Origin of the sequence: Nocardioides sp. NPDC059952 (genome assembly GCF_042730435.1) — a bacterium.
In the GTDB taxonomy this organism is placed as follows: domain Bacteria; phylum Actinomycetota; class Actinomycetes; order Propionibacteriales; family Nocardioidaceae; genus Nocardioides.
This window is the reverse complement of record NZ_JBHWLY010000065.1, coordinates 1-16,896: the sequence shown is the minus strand read 5'-3', so window position 1 is coordinate 16,896 and position 16,896 is coordinate 1. Positions and strand designations below refer to the sequence as shown.

The window sequence follows — 16,896 nt, the reverse complement described above, 5'->3', positions numbered from 1 at the left end:
CATGACAATCGAACACATCCGGCTTAGCCAAACGGCCCGCGACCAACTGATCACTCTCAAGCGACGGACAGGTATCCAACACTGGAACGTCCTGTGCCGCTGGGCACTGTGCCGCTCGCTCGCCGAGCCGACCCCTCCGCCAACCATCAAGTTGGTTCTTGACAGTAACGTGGAGATGAACTGGCGAACCTTCAGCGGAGACCTTGGGGACGTGCTGTGGGGTCTCGTGAGGCTTCGTTGCCACAACGACCGCCTTCCGCTCGATGAGGAGACCCTGGCTCTGCAGTTCCGTCTTCACCTGCACCGAGGCATTGGTTACCTCGTTGGGGACCAGCGGTTGTCCGATGTCGCCGGGCTAGCGACGATCGGGCTGAGTGAGTCGCCAGCGGCATGAGCCAGCAGACGGTTGCCAGACACAAGACTGCGCTGTCACGCACGGCACTGTCACGTCCCATGGCAACTGCACTGTCCGACGGGCTCCTGGACCCGACATGCTCAGTCTTCGACTACGGCTGCGGTAAGGGCGATGACATCCGTCACCTACGCAGTAGCGGCTACGAGGTAGGCGGTTGGGATCCTACGCACCGGCCAAATGCACACAGAACCCCTGCGAAAGTGGTCAACCTTGGCTACGTGCTCAACGTGATCGAGCGGCCCAACGAGCGTGCCGATGTGTTGCGCGCTGCCTGGGCACTTGCGGAGGACCTCCTCATCGTCTCTGCACGGATGAACTGGGATGCGCGCGACCTGGTTGGCCGTCCAATGGGGGACGGTCTCGTAACACGGACCGGGACCTTCCAGAAGTTCTACGATCAGAACGAACTCTCCGGCTGGATTGAGGAGACGCTCGGAATCAAGCCGCATGCAGCGGCGCCCGGGATCTTCTACCTCTTTCGAGATGAGGCCGCAGCTCAGAGGTTCGTTGCATCCAGGGTCTACACGTATCGCCCGCGTGTGCGCATCGATCCTCAGGAACACTACGAAGCGAACAAGGAGATCCTGCAGCCGCTGTTCGACTTCATGCGGAACCACGCCAGGGCACCCTCGCCGGGAGAGCTTCCACTCGAGCAGTCGGAAGCCATTCGCGAGGCGCTCGGGAGCCTAGGCCGCGCGCAGCGGCTGGTCCGGCAAGTCACCGACGACGCCTACTGGGATCAGGTGACAATCCAACGACGTGCTGAACTGCTGACGTACGTTGCGCTCTCTCGCTTCGGCCGGCGCCCGCGATTCTCACAGCTAGACAAGCCTGTTGCGAAGGACCTCCGCGCGCTCTTTGGTAACTACCAGGAGGCATGCGTCCAGGCAGATCGGCTGCTGCTCGCGTGCGGAGATCAGCCGATGCTGTACGTCAATGCACGGGGCTCGCGGATCGGGAAACAAACCCCGAGTGCCCTTTACGTGCATCGATCCGCGCTTGGCGAGCTCTCGCCTCTTCTCCAGGTCTATGAGGGATGCGCACGAGTCCTCGTTGGAACGGTCGAGCATGCGACCATGGTCAAGCTATCGGTCACGGAGCCGCAGGTCTCCTACCTCGTCTATCCGCAATTTGACCAGGATCCGCATCCGACCCTCCAGTCGGCCATCACAGTGAACCTTCGAAAACTCAGTGTTGATTGGCGCGACTACAGCCGGTCAGAGAGCCCACCACTTCTTCATCGCAAGGAAGAGTTCCTGGGGCCGGATGACCCACGTCGCTCACTGTACGAGCGGCTCACTAGGTCGGAGATGAAGGCTGGGCTCTACGAGCATCCGGAGCGAATCGGAACCCTGAGAGGGTGGCAGGCCACCCTCGAAGGTGCGGGCGTGCGCTTTCAAGGGCACCGCTTGGTTCGGGCTTGAGGACAGTGGCGCGGACAGCGGCCGCAGCATCACTGACGTCTCGCCGCGACAAGCGACCACGCTGCCACGTGTGAGCAGTCGAGTTCTTGTACACGCAGGTTCTACGACACCGGCTGGACTGCCACGAATGGCCGGAGATAGACCGAGAAGTCTGGACCCTCGGTGCAACATCGACGACGCTCACCCGATCTACAACTGTGGAGAGGATATCGATCCCGGTGCCACTGGCGCCGACGATCAGCCCGTCCAACTGGGGCTGCCAAGGTACGGTGGCCTTACACAACTTCATATCCATCCACGGACGTGACCCACCGAACGGGGGTTGCCTCCAGACCGTGAAGGATCCCAACTTGCTAAGCCAGCCTGTTCTGGCTGCTGTGTGCACCCTCCAGCAGCAGGCCCTGCGGGCCACAGATGTCTTCGAGATTGACCGAGTCGAGCGGGCGCTTGACGAGATTCTGCGTCGTCCCGAGTCCACCACCTCCGCCGAGTCGCAGGTCTACACCAGCCGTGGTCATGCCGCCGAGACCCTGCTGAGGCGCCGTGCCATTCTGGGCGGCAACACGATCCAACTCGGTGCCGAGGCTGACGACGAGGCCGACTACGACGAGCGCGCAGCGCAGGCTCTTGCCGTCGCTGAGCCTGGCTACGATCAGGTCGAGTTCGACCAGTGGCTCGCGACCACGAAGGCGCTAAACCCGCGGGACCGGACATTCCTTCGGGCGCTGGCTGCCGGCGAGGATGCAGCCTCGCTCGCATCAGTCGTTGGCGTCGCTTCAGCGAGCATGACTCAGCGGCTCTCGCGTTGCCGACGGCGTGGACGGGACGCCTACGTCGCGGAAGTGCGGTCGGCTTGAACCGCCGTTACGCCCTCCAGCCGTGGGTGATCCGCGCACTCATCCCTCCCGGGATCGTGGGCGTGTACGTTCTGTGGTCGCTGACGTCTCCTTTGTACGTCGGACGCAGCGACACCAGTCTGCGACGCCGCCTCCTGGAGCACGCCACCGCGTGGCCCGAAATCTTCTTCACCTACGAGGTGGCTCACTCGCCAGAGAATGCCTACGCCATGGAGTGCAGCCTCTTCCATGCCTTGGGGGACAGCACTACGAACATCGACCATCCGCGACGGCTCACCGCATCCGACGCCCCGTGCGGCTTCTGCGAAGTCACCTTCACCCAGATCCGTGAGGCTCGCTTGAGCCTCATGCAGTGATCAGTGAGCCACTGCACCCAACGCCCGAGATGCACAGACACCTCAGGCAGACTGAAAGGAACGACAAAATGAGCAAGATCCCGACCTTCCAGACGCCGGCACCGATGCTCGGCATCGGCATCGGACCGACGACCTCGCCGATCATCGAAGTCGACAAGGCACTGGAGAGCATGCGTGATTCAGGCTTTGACCTGATGGCCGCCATCGGCGAGCCGATCGACAACTCGATCGAGGCCAACGCCACGATCGTGCGCATCCACCCGGTCTACTCCAAGGACAAGAAACACATCAACGCGATCGCCTTCGCCGACAACGGCAGAGGTATCGACCACACGGTGCTCACGCAGGTCCTCAAGATGGGGTACTCCTCGAGGTACGGCCAGCGCAAGGGCCTCGGCCGCTTCGGTGTCGGCCTGAAGCTCGCGGGACTCAGCGTCGGCACCCGCATCGAGGTCATCACCAAAGCGGTTGGCAGCGACCAGTACTACCGCGTCTTCCTAGACCTCGAACTGATCAAGAACGGTTCGCAGACCGTCATCGAAACCGAGGAACTCGACGGCTGGCCCTCGGAGTACGCCGAGCTGATGTCCAACAAGGGAGAGGAGTTCCAGAGCGGCACTCTTGTCCTGTGGAAGGACATCGATCGGCTGTCGAGCGGCGGTACATACGGGGCCTCGCTGGAATCGAAGATCCAGGAGATGCGGAAGTTCATCGCCCGGGTGTACCGAGAGTTCCTCGACAACGGACTGGTGATCGAACTGGAAGGAAGGCCTACCTCCCTTCACGACCCGCTCTTCCTCCTCGACAACCCCCGGATTCTCAACCGATACCGAGGTCGTCCCGAGGAACAGCTCAGGGGTCGAGTCATCGATCAGGACGAACTCACTATCGACGGACAGCGAGTCGAGGTGAGGGTGACGATCGCACCGGAGATTTTCCGGCACAAGTCCGGCGACGGTGGATCCACGGACGTGGATGGCAAAGACATCCGTGAGTTCCAGATCAACCGGGACAACCAGGGCCGCCTCAGCATCCTTCGTAACGGCCGAGAGATTTACTACGACATTGTCCCCCGCATCCTGCCGTCAGGTGTCGACAAAGTCGACCGCTACATCGGCATCGAAGTCGCGTTCCCGGCCGACCTAGACGAGTACTTCCAGGTACGCCACGTAAAGCGTGGAGCAGAGCCCGTGAACAAGCTGAGGGAGCAGCTGCGAAACTGGCTCGAGCGGCCAATCACTCAGGCTCGCTCGCAGATCCGGCGCCACTGGAACGAGGTTGAGGTCGCCGAGCGCGGCAAGAGCGGCGACGGACGAAGCCCCGCCGTGCTCGACGCCGTGGAGCGTTCCGAACAGACTATGCCTCGCGGGCAGGCTGCACTCGACGTGACCGAAGAGCGCCAAGAGGAGCTGATCGAGCAGCTCCTGGAGGACCTCGACATCGACGAGACGGAAGACCCTGACGGCGCAGACACAATCCGAAAGCAGATCCAAGAGCACCCGATGACGATCGTTGACGGCGCCTGGCCCGGGAAGGAGCTGATGGAGATCGACCACTTCAACGGCAAGGCCGTCGTTAGAATCAATCACCGACACCCGTTCATCCGAGACGTCTACGACGCGCTTCGGGACGTGGCGCAGAAACTGCCCGAAGAGCAGAAGGCGGAGGACCTGCACGAACTGATTTGTCGCGCCTGGACGTCGCTGGACCTGCTCTTCCTCGCGTACGCCAAGGCCGAGAACCTGCATCGTGATCCAGAGATCTTCGACGACCTGCGCAGCTACTGGGGCCAGCACACGCAGGCGTACATGAAAGAACTTGCCAAGCGCAAGGAGTGAACCGAACGTCCCGTCGAACGGCACCTCGCCAACTTCCAGGGCGAGGTGCCGTTCCGATTCCAAGGCGCCCTGCGACAGGCGACGCCACAGGAGCCGATGCCCGACCGGCGTGACGCGTGCGGAGATGAAAGGCGTCGGTAACCCTGAATGCCGCGGCGTCACCCTGCGAGGTCATCGCCTAATCCGGAACTGATAGCGACTCTTCACCCCCAGGTGACGCCGCCGAGTAGTTCATCGACCGAGACCGGCTTGGCACCACTGTCGTCAGCGAAAGCCTCGGTAACGAGATCGACGACCACCAGGGCGGCTGGCTGGTGGCGGACGTTAACCTGCTCCTGGATGTACTCTAGGCCACCGTTGGCGTACTCCTCGAAAATCTTGAAGCGCTCGTCCATGCGCGTGTCATCCATGATCTCCGGGTCGTCGGTAACGACGTTGGCGGCGATCATGTTGATCAAGGTGTCGCTGAAACCAGGGGCCATTAGGACATCGCTCCGGATCGGATCACCCGAGGCGGCAGTGAAGGGGACGCGCCGCTGCTGGCGGAAGCCCACCGCCGCCGCGAATAGCAAGATGTCGCGGTAGGTCGGAAACTTTCCCTCACTCTGAAGCTCCTGCATCAGTACCTCGTGCTGCTGAGGACGGCGGGCACGGACCTCACCAGGTACGGCGCTCACTTGATCACCTTCAGTTCGGAGTGGTCGGACTCTGACGAGCGGATGTACGGGTAGGAGAAGCCTTCGAGTTCGATATCGTCGGCCACCTGGCCAGCCGCGGTCGTGTGAGTCTCGATGACCCCGAGGTGGCTGACGTATGGCAGCAGTTCTGTAACGACGCGACCCAGACCCTGGCTCTTGCTGACGAGTACCACCAATTGTGGTGCCATCTTGGCGAGCGCCCGGGAAACGGCCTCTTGGTAGTCCTGATCAAGTGAGCCGAACGCCGCGTCCATAACGATAGGGAAGGTCCCGGCGTCCTGGGCCCCAGATCCTTCGGCTCGGCGCTCCTTGCGAATCTCCCGGGCGAGCTTCGAGACGGCCGCTACGAAGCTGAGGCTCAGGATCTGGTTCTCGCCCGTCGACTTCGGAACCGGCAGCTCCACACCGTTCACGTTCTTGTGCAGGGTCAGCTCGAAGCCCTCGCTCAGCGTCGGTATGTGGGCCTGATGGGTGATGCTCTTGAAGACTGCCTTCAGCTCAGCGTCCAACCGGAGGCGCATGTCCTCTTCACGGATTGCCAGGATCTCCTCGAGCGCGCCCTTGACCGAGGTGACGAGGTCGGACCGTGATCTGGCCTTGTTGGCGAGTTCGTCGGTGACCTGGGCGCGGGAACGTTCCTTAGTCTTTTGCTCGATTTCCTTGGCAAGGGTCACCAGATCCGTCTCGATGGCACCCTTGCGTTGGTTCTTGAGGGCGATACGGCCTTCCAGATCCATGCGCTTCGTCTCAAGATTCTGCACACCCTCGAGGGGGTTGTCCTTGAGCTTGCCATCGAGTTCCGACTTACGTGCTTCCAGCCGAGCGACCCGCTCGCGTTCCGTACCGATGCGGTTCATCAGACTCGCGAGCGACTCGCGCAGGTTCTTGCGGGCATCAGCCAACGGTGCGATCTGCCCGCTGACCTGCTGCCACGCAGTTTCTACCGCCTGCAGCCCGGCGCGCTGGCGCCACTCCTTGACGTGCTCCCAGGTTTCGCTGTGCTCCGTCAACGGCGTTCCGCAGATGCACGCGCCGTCGTCGAGCAGCTTGTCGACGAACTCTCGCTTGAGCGGAGCCGGCAGTGCGCCCTTCTGGTAGAGGCTCTGCGCCATCGCCTCGGTGGCTTTGCCGAGCGTGTCAGTAAATGCCTGGAATCCTCGGGTGGCCACGAGCGTAGCGCGCTCGTTGAGCGCCGCGTCCCGCGCAGCACGAGCTACCTCGAGGTCCTTGGTGACGGCGTCCCGCTCAGCCTGAATGGGGGCAGCCTCGGCATGCTGGCGGAGGAGACCCTCGGTGCGGTTGCGCTCCTCGTCCAGAGTCGCCAGGTCCGCCTCGACAACCTTGAGGTCATCCTTGGCCTTGGCCTGCAGGTCGGTCAGCGTGTCGATGGCGTCCTGAATGGCGCTGGCGGTCTCGCCACCGTGCTTCTTGAGGTCGTCGGTGAGGCGACGGTTCACCCTTGGCAGGTGGACGATCGCGCGCTCGACCTGTTCCAGGTCGAGCAGCACCTTGATGTCCTTCTGGACCTCGGCATACGCACCTTTCTTCACCAGGTTCTCGATTCGCTCACCGTTGAAGAAGAAGAAGCGACTAACGCCCACCGGAAGGATGCTCAAGATGGTCTCCTGAGGTGCATCGCTGACCTCTGACGAGCCGTCCCGCCGTGTCATCCAGAGCTGTAAACGCGGTGAGAACGGACCCTGCTCATCGGACTCCTTGCGCAGAGTGGCACTGCGTAGCAAGCGGTAGTCCTGGCCCTCGTGGTCGAACTTGATCTCGATGGCGACATCGATCGACTCGCCAATCGGGAGGGCTCGCCAAGCGCTGTCAGTCACCATGCGGTCCTGATGCTCGACGTCCTCGGACATGTTGCCGTAGAGACCCCATGTGAAGGCGTTGAGCAACGTCGTCTTGCCAGAGCCGTTCGCGCCGAACAAGAGCGTGACCGGTTTGATCGCGTCTGAGGTCAGGTCGACGGTCTGAGTCCCCTTGAACTGGCGGAAGTTGGTCAGCGTGATCGACTGGAGCTTCACGGGATAATCTCCTTCACCGCAGCCACCAAGTCATCGGTCGCGTCGTACGCGGCGATGTGCAGCTTGGCCCGCTCGATCTCGAGCACGCGCTTAAGCAGCGCGCGCTGCTCGTCGCTCAGCTCTTCGAGAACCTGCTTCTCAGTGCGGCTCTGGCTCACGCGGACCCTCCCTTGTCTTTCTCTGCGTCATCTCGACCCTCCTACATGTCCATGAGCTGGTAACGCTCCTTGAGCGGTCGCAGCACTTCAAGTGTTGTCTCATAGTTCTCGGAAAGCTTGCCGAACTCGTTGGCCCGCTCGAGCTCGCGGACAAGCAAGGCTCGCTCGACGTTGAAGTTGATGCTCGTGCCCGCTGGCGGGACGGCCAGGTAGTCGAGGATGACGGCACGCTCCTTACCCGGCGCGAGTCGGAGAAGGCGACCGCGGCGCTGGATGAACTGGCGCGGGTTGCTGCTGCTTGCGAGCAGATAGCCGGTCCTGGCGTCAGGTATGTCTACGCCCTCGTCGAGGCAGCGCATCGCAACCAGCGCCCTCAGATCGTCACCGGTGCTGAAGCGGCGGAGCAGGACCTTGCGGTCGGACCGGGGTGTCTCCGAGATGTAGGAGTGAGCTGAAAGGTGGAGTTGGTTGCCGACCATATTCATGACTTCTTCGACCTGTTTAGGACCCGGTTCCTCCCCTGCCTCTGCGGGTCGCCGACCCTCCGCGCAGTAGATGAGCTGGAACCAGTCGTCTCCGCGTTCCCCGAGGTCGGAACGCAGCGCAGCCAGCTTGCCCTCAGCGTGCCCAAGGACACCTGCGCGCTGCCGCAAAAGGAAACCGAGCGGGGAGCTGGGGTCAGCGTCCTTGAGGCTGTCACCGGATGCGATCCGGGCTGCGATCTGGGCTGACAGTTCAATGTAGAGGGCTGTCTCCGCGCTGTTGAGTTCCACCAGTCGCGGCAGGTACTTGTACCTAGTCAGGGCGCCCATTTCGATGGCCATACCCAGTCCCAGCTCGAAGATGATCGGGCCGAAATAGTCGATGAGCGAGTCCGTGCCCTCGTCGTCGAACCAGCGCTCAGGGGTCGCCGAGAGCGCGAGGCGGTAGGTCGCATTCCGAGGGAGTGCAGACTGGAATGTCGACGACCCGAGGTTGTGCGCTTCGTCCCCAATGATGAGCAGCGGCATGGTGATGCGCGAAAGGACCGACTGGAACTTCTCGCCGGAGAAAGACGAGTTCGTCGCGACCATCGCGACCACTGGACGCTGGCCCAGGCGCGCTGCGGCCAGCTGTTCCTCGACAAGAGGCAGCCACTTCTGGCTATTCTCGTACACTGCGATCGGCCTCACGCCGAAGCCCTCGACCTCGGTGATCCACTGGTCGACGAGGTGGGTCAGCGGCGCCACGATCAGGAGAACGAGCGGCTGCTCGCGCTGGCGAAGGACGCTGCCGAGCTGTGTCGCAGCGATCATGGCGGTCTTCGTCTTGCCGGTGCCGGTCGCCATCTTCAAGACGCCACGGCCCTGATGACGGAGCCAGGCAGTCACCGCTTCCCGCTGGTAGTCCCGGACGGTCAGCCAACCTGGAATCTGCAGGCGAGTCGGCTCGTAGACCTCGGTCGGCATCGGCGTAAGCGCATCGTCCGTACCCGGCAGCGCCCGCGGAGTCCGGTCTTGGCCGAGTTTGACCAGCCGATCGCGTGCAACGTCAGGGAAGCGCTCGACCGACAGATTCGGTGTCTGGTTAGTCCACAGCGTCTGGAAGTCAGCCTCCAGCCGGAGGGCCCGGGCGCCGTCGCCAGCCACCCAGCCGCGGTACACCTCGACCGACTCGAAGTTGGCCATCAGCCCACCGAACGTTTCGTTGCTACTGCCGGTGAAGGCGACCAGATCGCCAACACCGTCACGAAAGATGCCGATCTTCTCGTGGTAGATCCCGACGCGACCTTCCTTCTGTACAAACGCCAACTTGATATCTAGTCGGCCCTCTGCGATGAGCCGTCCGAGCAGGCCGAGGCCATCTAGCACAGTCTCGGATTGCTCACGGTCGAGCTCGCGAATAGTAGCGCGCTCCAAGACCGCGCGCAGGTCATAGCCGCGCTCGATGTCGATGACGTCGTCTTCGTTGAGATGGGGTGAGGCGATGAGGCGCATGGATCCTCCGCGCTCGGCAAAGGTTTCGAGCCCTCGGGCGTAGAGGGCCAAGCTCGTCGAGGTGAAGTAGCCGACGGCGCGGCTGTAACTCTCTGCCACGCGAAAGGCGGGGACGAAGAACGTCCCGACGACGTCCTCCCGATCGCTTCGGTACCGATCGTGGAGCGTCAAGAGTCGAAGGCTGAGGGCGGCATCAGTCACAGCAGGTCCAGTATGTCGTCGATATCCGCGCCGTACTTTTGCCCGGCAAGCTCATGTCCGGTCTCTAGATACTCGCGAGCGCTCGTCAAAAGCTCCGCAATATCGTCGTCGCCGCGCGCACGGTACCCGCCAATGATACTGGTGACCGGGGAGTCATCAGGGAGTTTGAGTGCCCGTGCCAGAGCTAACCGAGCCTCCGCTCTGTCGACGATCGATGGACATGCCGCCAACGAGAGCGCGTCGGCGACAGGGTTATCCATCAGGTCCCGCGCGAGCTCAAAGGCAAACGTGCCGTCGTCACGAAGGACTAAGAAGGCCTCCGTTCCTGCGGCGACGTCTTCGGCCATGAGAAAGCGCCGGATCGTGCCGAACTGCGGCTGAAGGCCGGTCCAGGCGACCGACTGGGGTCCCAGCGGACTATCCAGATGACGCGTTTCGCCGGCCCGCATCTCCAGGATCGTAGCGATCGCGTGCGGCGCCACGGAGCCGCTCCCGCGTAGATGGTCTGTGCTGATCCCTACGCGGTATGCCCAGCCATCAGCCTGACGGAACAGCCGCCGAGTGCGTTCCGGTGCCTTGCGGGCGCCTCGGTCCTCGGTGGCCAGTTGGACGAAGCCGTTCTTCGTGGCGAACGGCTGTGCACCTGCGTAGGCCGCGACGCTGCTGCCGCTCACGCTGTAGCGGGCGGTGATGTACTCGACCAAGTCGCTCAGCTTCACTCGCCCACCACCTTGGGCGACCTGTTCGCGAATCACCGACCGGATGCCCGCATAGGCCCCCAGCCCCCACTCTGTCAGCGCCCAGCGATCGCGGTCGACCCGCTCGAAGCGGTCGTCGATACTCATGGCGTTTCGCGTAGCCCCGGGGGTCCGGTCGACGACGAATCGGTCGACGATCTCTTGAACACTAAGGGGAGAACCAGCGATCGCGAGGACCGCAGCTGCGTAATCGCCCACCGAAGACGTACGCGTGAGGACGAAGTCTCCGTCGACGACGTACCCGCAGTGTGCGAGCCACGATGCGTTGACTGCGCTGCGACGCGTTGGATCCGCGGTGCGTACGAGATCGAGGTCTTCCAGTCGAGCGACGCCATGCCCATTGGTGCGCTCTTCCAGCTGGGTCTCCGTGGCGGTAACCGCGGCAGTTTTTGACGGCGCGACGCACCATGCGTCATCGATCTCGTACGCGTTGTCCAAGCGATCCAAGACGCGCCACGCAGGCTGCAAGACGGACTCTACAGTCCGACCCAGAGCTGGGATGCAGAGTAGGAGTTCATCCAACGGACGAATCGTGCCGATGACCTGCCGTGCGACTGCAGCCAGATCGGCCAGTACCGAATCTTGCGTGATGGCATTGAGGATCGCGCCGCTGGCTTTGGCTTCGATCTGACGGATGCGCTCCCGCGTAACTCCGAACGAGCGGCCAAGCTCCTCGAGCGTGGCTGGCCTATCAGCGAATACGCGTTGGGCGAGCACCTGAACTGCCCGCGGGTCGAGCACCGCAAATGCATCGTCAAGCCGGGCAGCGGCATCGGCATCTGCGTCGTGCTCCTCGATCACGTTGTGAACCGTAAGGCGTGCAAGCCGGTGTTGCGCTTCTTTGACGCGCTGAGGCGTCTCAGCGGGCAGTGTGTCAGGGTCGAGGAGTGCAGCGTCTTGGCGACCGACCACTACATGCCACTCGGCGACCTCAGTAAGGTCGCTGATCAAATCACGAATCCACTCAGGGACGACACCCTGGTCAACGCCTGCTGAGGTGGGCGCCGTGTGGTCGCTCTCCACCTCGATGTTCGGCGTCGAGGCGTCCAAGGACACGGCCACAAGCACCTCCAGAACTGCATGGACCGTTCCGGCGCCGACGCCCTGCCAATCCAGAACGTCCTGGAGGCGGTATTGGCTGAGGGCGTCCGCCGTCGGAGCCCTTCGCATCACCGCGTTGATCGCACGAGTTGGGAGGTTGGACTTCAGCAGGTTCAGATCCGGCGGTAGGCCAGGGAAGATCTGACCGATGGTCCAATTCGTCAGGCGCTCGGCAGCCATGGTCGCAACTTGGGTCACGCGGGCATCCCATTCGCCAAGGTCCGTCTCGTGTGCGTCTGCTGCCAACCATGAGTCGGCGTCCCAATCGGGAGACAGACCGGGAAGCCAGGGGAACGCGTCAGCCCACCGCCGCGGCTGGCGGTCCCCAAGGTCAAACAAGGTGAAGTCGGTCAAGATTCTGGTCCCATCTTGGATGTCGCCCTCTTTATAGCGCTTGCCACCGACACAATCCCTCCATTGCTATGAAATTGCAGGTCAGAGGACCGAAGCCAGCGTCAGCGGAAGGGCCGAGTGTGGCAAAAATCGTCGTGACGGCGCTCTTCAGACGACTACGGTGCGAGCGAGGGCTAGTTGTGATGCCCAGGGAGGTTGTACCGCCCTGGGACGGTGAGCCTGCTGAGAGGTGAAGGCCTCCGGTTGTGAAGTGGAGCTGTCTAGTTCACACACTTCAACCGCCCGGAGGCCTTCGTGTCCCACGCTAACGCTGCCCTGACCCCACGCGCCCGTTTACGACTCGCCCAGCTCGTTGTAGAGCACCGTTGGACCTACGCTGCGGCAGCCAAGATGTTCATGGTCGCCCCACGCGCCGCGAAGAAGTGGGCTGATCGGTACCAGGCCGAAGGACCGGCCGGCATGGTCGACCGAACCTCACGACCACACACCAGCCCGACCAAGACCAGCCCGGACCTGGTCCGGCAGATCGTGCGGCTGCGGTGGCGCCACCGCCTCGGCCCGGTCCAGATCGCCGGCCGGCTCGCGATGCCGGCCTCGACCGTGCACGCCGTGCTGATGCGCTGCCGGATCAACCGGCTCTCCCACATCGACCGGGTCACCAACGAACCGAGACGTCGCTACGAGCACCCCCACCCGGGATCGCTGATCCACGTCGATGTCACCAAGTTCGGCAACATCCCCGACGGCGGCGGGCACAAGTTCCTCAGCCGCCCGCAGAGCCGAGCCAACGCCCAAGCCACAGCTCACCGCACCGGCGAACGCGGTAGGGACTACCGGCCCCGCATCAGGACCGCCTACGTGCACACCGTCATCGATGACCACTCCCGCATCGCCTACGCCGAGATCCACCCAGACGAGAAGGCCACCACCGCCATCGCAGTACTGCAACGAGCCGTGGCCTGGTTCGCCGACCGCGGCGTCACCGTGGAACGGGTGCTGTCCGACAACGGCAGCTGCTACCGGTCCTACGCCTGGCGCGAGACCTGCGCAGAGCTCGACATCAAGCACAAACGGACCGGACCCTACCGACCCCAGACCAACGGGAAGATCGAAAGATTCCACCGCACTCTGGCAGACGGCTGGGCCTACGCCCGCCTGTACGAGTCAACCGACCAACGCAACGCCGCCCTGCCGGGCTGGCTCCACTTCTACAATCATCACCGCGCCCACTCCGCCATCGGCGGCCTATCACCAATCACTCGGCTGAATAACGTCCCTGGAAATCACAGCTAGTCCGACAACAGGTTGACGGCCCACCTGACCGAGGTCTTCACCTCTCTGGGTTCGTGACCCGCTACCTGCAAGACCGCATCAGTGTAAGCAACCAGACGCTCTTCACCACCCTGAGCCCGCTGCGCGAGGTCACCATCAGCGTCGCCGGGAGACCGTCACCGCCAAGCCCCAACTCCCGATGACCCTCAGGAAATGGCCACCCGAGGGACACACCAAGTCTGTGTAACTCGCTTCGGTCGCCCATTCGCGAGAGGCGTTGAGCAGTGTTCGATGGCTTGAGTCAGAGCAATTCGCAGTGCTCATCTTGGGCGGCCAATTTGGGGAATCGTCCCTGCGAACTTCCTGGTATTCGCATTATGAAGCAGGAATACGAGCGATAATGAACGCGAGCCTATCATCTTTGATCAACTTCTTAACTAGGCTATCGCCCAATGGTGTCCCTTCAAGTTCTGAAATCCCCGCTGGAAGAAGATAGAACACCTCGAAGCGCAGACCCGTCGAATCTTGAACATCCACTGCGCCAAATATCTTCCGATCAGCGACAAAGTCAGAAATGCTAGCCGGTGTTGGGAGTGCTTGTACCCTCCGTAAAGGGCTGCCAAGACTCGGAATTTTCATCAAGCCACCCTTGCCCCAGTCGGCCTCTATCAACCGTTGGCCGTCGACCGAACTCACTCTAACGGCCAAATCTGGCGAAATGCTCAGATCTGTCAACATTCGATCGCGTCCACACACGTCGCCGACCAGAATTCGGATTGACTCGGATGCCACGACACCCAGCTCCGCCTTGGTGGCACGCGCTGACATGAGAGCCGAGATCAACTGAACTAGTTGACTTGCTATCAAGATCGACAGCAGTACAGCATATATCCACCAAGGAATGTCATTCCTGAGAGACCGGACACCAGCAGCCTTGAAGAGTGGAATTGCAGTGAGGGTTGCGGCGCTCAGTACGCCGAGAATTGCCGCGACGAGTTGGGTTCGGTGGCTATGCAGCATCGGCAACATACTGCATTATTCCGGAAGGAGGTCCAGTGTCTGGGCGCGAAGGAAGTTCGCTGAGATCTTCGCATCTTCGCGCAATTTAACAAAGGTCTCTGACTCCTCGAATGCATCCTTGATGCTGAATGATTCCTCATCCTTGACCGCAGTTGCGATGGTAGTTCGGCTCCACTTGATGATGGTCATAACGACGAGCTTGTGGAGCGGAAGGTACTGGGTCGCTCCTGTCGTGGAGTCGGTGGCGATGGAGATGGCGCGTTCAGGGCCAATGTCGTCGTACCGCAACGTCAGCAGATAATACGCGAGCGCCGTGCCGTGCGCTGCAAACTGATTACGTGCGCGGACAAGAGCCGCGCGCGTGGTTTCATCGAAATCCGGCCAGATTGCTTGTCGCATACTAGCGTTGGGCTTTCCGAGGATGGAGTGATAGAAGCCGAAGAGCTGATGTGCAAGAATGTACATCTCAACAGGAATCGATGGATCGAATATTTCACCATAGAGTGACGTCGAATCGAAGATTGTTGTTTTCGCCGTGATTGCCTTAGTGGGATCGCCACGCAGGGCGCGATAGCGCTGTCCGAGGTCCTCTTTTGTTATGGCGCCGGCGTATCGTTCTACTTCTGCGGGGCTCAGCGCTGCAAAACTGTTGCGCCGCCGCTCATAGAACCAAGGTGGAGACAACTTCATCATGTCTGCCTCGATTCGAACCTGTAGTCGATCGTGCGCCTTTAGATCAGCGCTACTGACAGGATTTTGACGATTCGTTGCTTCAGAGATGCTTCTGGATAAGGAAGCGCCGTTCTTCGATTCCTTATCAATCTCCATTATTCGCGCCAGGATCTGAACCTCGTTGGGCCCAAAGGTTCCGATATGCTCAGCAAGTGTCAAGGCGGTCTGTGCGCCGTTTACGATCTGCGGGTTGATCAGTGATATCTGGCCGTCCGCTTCCTGGATGAACTCATCGCAAATTACGGTAAGCCCGTTATTCAGTGCAAGGAAGTGAGCCTGCTTATGAGGGTCGGCGGCCGTTTCTGCAATGGCGTCGTTGATCTTACTCTTGCGGAGTTGGTAGCGAACATTGAGGTCAACAAGACGCGGCCCATGTGCCCGGGCGGCTAGCGCAAGCGAGTGCCCGTCAAGCACGACGATGCGGTAGGATCCGAGGCCTTCCATCCCAGCGGTAGGAACGCTCAGTTCGCCGCCTTTGGTGGTTAGCTTGACCGGTACTCCTGCCAAATCGCGAACGGTCGTCTCTTCATCCCATTTCCTTGTGAGTCTGGCTTTGTCCCAGACGTCGAGGTGCAGGTTGACATCGCCGACTTCGATGGTTGCAGCTCTTGCCGGGTAATTTAGGTCGCGTGTAGTAGCGCTGAGCGTGACGAGTTGAACCACGACGTCTGCGCCCCCAGCTATAGCGGCTCGAACGGTCTCGGAAAGGCGTGCAAAATCTCCACCGATTTGTTCGGCGTACCGTGGAACTAGCATGCGGGAAACCCCGCCTTGAAGCTCGCCTATGATCGACCTCATGGATGTCGACGGCGGCGATGAATGCTCGCCACGCACAAGATAAACAACGCCATCTTGTTCATCCACGAGGATTGCGTCGATTCCGCCATTCTCTGCTTCTTCGTCCCGTTTCAGGAGAAGGTCGACGGCATCCTCTATCGGCAGATTATGAACCATGTGAGAAAACCAAGCCGCAAACGCCGAGCTATCGTCCTCAACATTAGGGAAGTTTTGGCGGATCTCGCCTACCTCGCGCTGTACCAGGCGGTCAAAGGCGGAATCGATCATTGCGCCATGGTAGCGAGCACTTCAAGCACGCGGGGTCGCCGCGCCGCCGCTAACGATCCTTCAGGGAGATGCAGAGGGATCGCTCACGGACTTCTCGTGCACGACGTCCCGAGGTGAGGCGTGGACCGGTAATCCTTGGCTTCAACTCCAAAGACCACGACGACTCCGTGTGCGGACGTGGTCCTGGTCAGACGAGGCCGCGGAGGTCCGAGCGGGCCGATTGTCATACTGCCGGATCCGTCGGCGCGCTCAGAACACCCCTGTCTGCCTCGGCGAGCGCAGTTCTGACGATCTTCCGACACAAATCCAAGAACGCCCCGAAACGACCGGCGGCGTTCTGGCTGGTCAGAGCACGATCATCTGCGTTCCAGTAGGCCACGGATCTGCTGGATCAAGAAGTCGTAGTAGCCATCGATTTGGCCACGGAAGGTCAAGCGCTGCTGCCCAGGCATCCGTTGAGCTCGGCGTGGCGGTGACGCTGCGCGAACCTGCGGCGAGGAAGCTGTTGTTCTGAGAGGCGATCTGGCGGGCCGCAGGAGCGGATCGGCGCTAGGGCGTGTCTCTCAAAGACACGGCGGCCGCGAGCGGCGTTTCGCATCCGATCTGGCAAGGCGGCGCTGCGAAGGCATCCTGGAGGC

Annotated in this window: 13 protein-coding genes; 6 read left to right on the top strand and 7 right to left on the bottom strand. The window is 61.7% G+C overall.

Annotated features, from left to right (window positions below; all coding sequences use genetic code 11):
* The first annotated feature begins 1 nt into the window (after position 1).
* From dndE to ACFV9G_RS23240, 5 genes are all read left to right on the top strand, one after another.
* Entirely contained in the window at positions 2-394 is a 393-nt protein-coding gene (dndE, locus tag ACFV9G_RS23260) for a DNA sulfur modification protein DndE (RefSeq protein ID WP_378730375.1), read from the top strand.
* Complete coding sequence (locus tag ACFV9G_RS23255; RefSeq protein ID WP_378730373.1) at positions 391-1,839, top strand: DNA phosphorothioation-associated putative methyltransferase; 1,449 nt, start codon at positions 391-393, stop codon at positions 1,837-1,839. The genes dndE and ACFV9G_RS23255 overlap by 4 nt, the downstream gene beginning before the upstream one ends.
* Positions 1,840-2,174: 335 nt before the next feature.
* Positions 2,175-2,696: a hypothetical protein gene (locus tag ACFV9G_RS23250; protein WP_378730371.1), complete on the top strand. Its 522-nt coding sequence runs from the start codon at positions 2,175-2,177 to the stop codon at positions 2,694-2,696.
* The gene (locus ACFV9G_RS23245; RefSeq protein WP_378730369.1) at positions 2,693-3,052 is read left to right on the top strand and encodes a hypothetical protein; all 360 of its coding nucleotides are present in this window, start codon (positions 2,693-2,695) and stop codon (positions 3,050-3,052) included. Before ACFV9G_RS23250 ends, ACFV9G_RS23245 begins: the two co-directional genes overlap by 4 nt.
* 68 nt (positions 3,053-3,120) lie before the next feature.
* On the top strand, positions 3,121-4,890 hold the full coding sequence (locus ACFV9G_RS23240; protein ID WP_378730367.1) for an ATP-binding protein: 1,770 nt from the start codon (positions 3,121-3,123) through the stop codon (positions 4,888-4,890).
* Between the two features lie 203 nt (positions 4,891-5,093).
* On the opposite strand, the gene ACFV9G_RS23235 is transcribed toward ACFV9G_RS23240, so the two are convergent.
* From ACFV9G_RS23235 to ACFV9G_RS23215, 5 genes are read right to left on the bottom strand one after another with little or no spacing between them, the layout of a single operon-like run.
* The gene (locus tag ACFV9G_RS23235) at positions 5,094-5,567 is read right to left on the bottom strand and encodes a DNA phosphorothioation-associated protein 4 (RefSeq protein WP_378730365.1); all 474 of its coding nucleotides are present in this window, start codon (positions 5,565-5,567) and stop codon (positions 5,094-5,096) included.
* Positions 5,564-7,621, bottom strand: coding sequence for an AAA family ATPase (locus ACFV9G_RS23230; RefSeq protein ID WP_378730363.1), 2,058 nt, complete (start codon positions 7,619-7,621; stop codon positions 5,564-5,566). The genes ACFV9G_RS23235 and ACFV9G_RS23230 overlap by 4 nt, the downstream gene beginning before the upstream one ends.
* A complete protein-coding gene (locus ACFV9G_RS23225) occupies positions 7,618-7,779 on the bottom strand; it encodes a hypothetical protein (protein WP_378730361.1) in 162 nt (53 codons plus the stop codon). Before ACFV9G_RS23225 ends, ACFV9G_RS23230 begins: the two co-directional genes overlap by 4 nt.
* 41 nt (positions 7,780-7,820) lie before the next feature.
* Positions 7,821-9,926, bottom strand: a complete 2,106-nt coding sequence (locus tag ACFV9G_RS23220) for a DEAD/DEAH box helicase family protein (RefSeq protein ID WP_378730359.1) — start codon at positions 9,924-9,926, stop codon at positions 7,821-7,823.
* Between the two features lie 26 nt (positions 9,927-9,952).
* Positions 9,953-12,169, bottom strand: a complete 2,217-nt coding sequence (locus tag ACFV9G_RS23215; protein ID WP_378730357.1) for a sigma factor-like helix-turn-helix DNA-binding protein — start codon at positions 12,167-12,169, stop codon at positions 9,953-9,955.
* 294 nt (positions 12,170-12,463) lie between these two features.
* On the opposite strand from ACFV9G_RS23215, the gene ACFV9G_RS23210 reads away from it, so the two are divergent.
* Complete coding sequence (locus ACFV9G_RS23210) at positions 12,464-13,462, top strand: IS481 family transposase (RefSeq protein ID WP_378730355.1); 999 nt, start codon at positions 12,464-12,466, stop codon at positions 13,460-13,462.
* 354 nt (positions 13,463-13,816) lie between these two features.
* Here ACFV9G_RS23210 and ACFV9G_RS23205 read toward each other — a convergent pair whose 3' ends face one another.
* Complete coding sequence (locus tag ACFV9G_RS23205) at positions 13,817-14,461, bottom strand: hypothetical protein (RefSeq protein ID WP_378730353.1); 645 nt, start codon at positions 14,459-14,461, stop codon at positions 13,817-13,819.
* A 15-nt stretch (positions 14,462-14,476) separates the two neighbouring features.
* The gene (locus ACFV9G_RS23200; RefSeq protein WP_378730351.1) at positions 14,477-16,258 is read right to left on the bottom strand and encodes an AIPR family protein; all 1,782 of its coding nucleotides are present in this window, start codon (positions 16,256-16,258) and stop codon (positions 14,477-14,479) included.
* Positions 16,259-16,896: the final 638 nt, after the last annotated feature.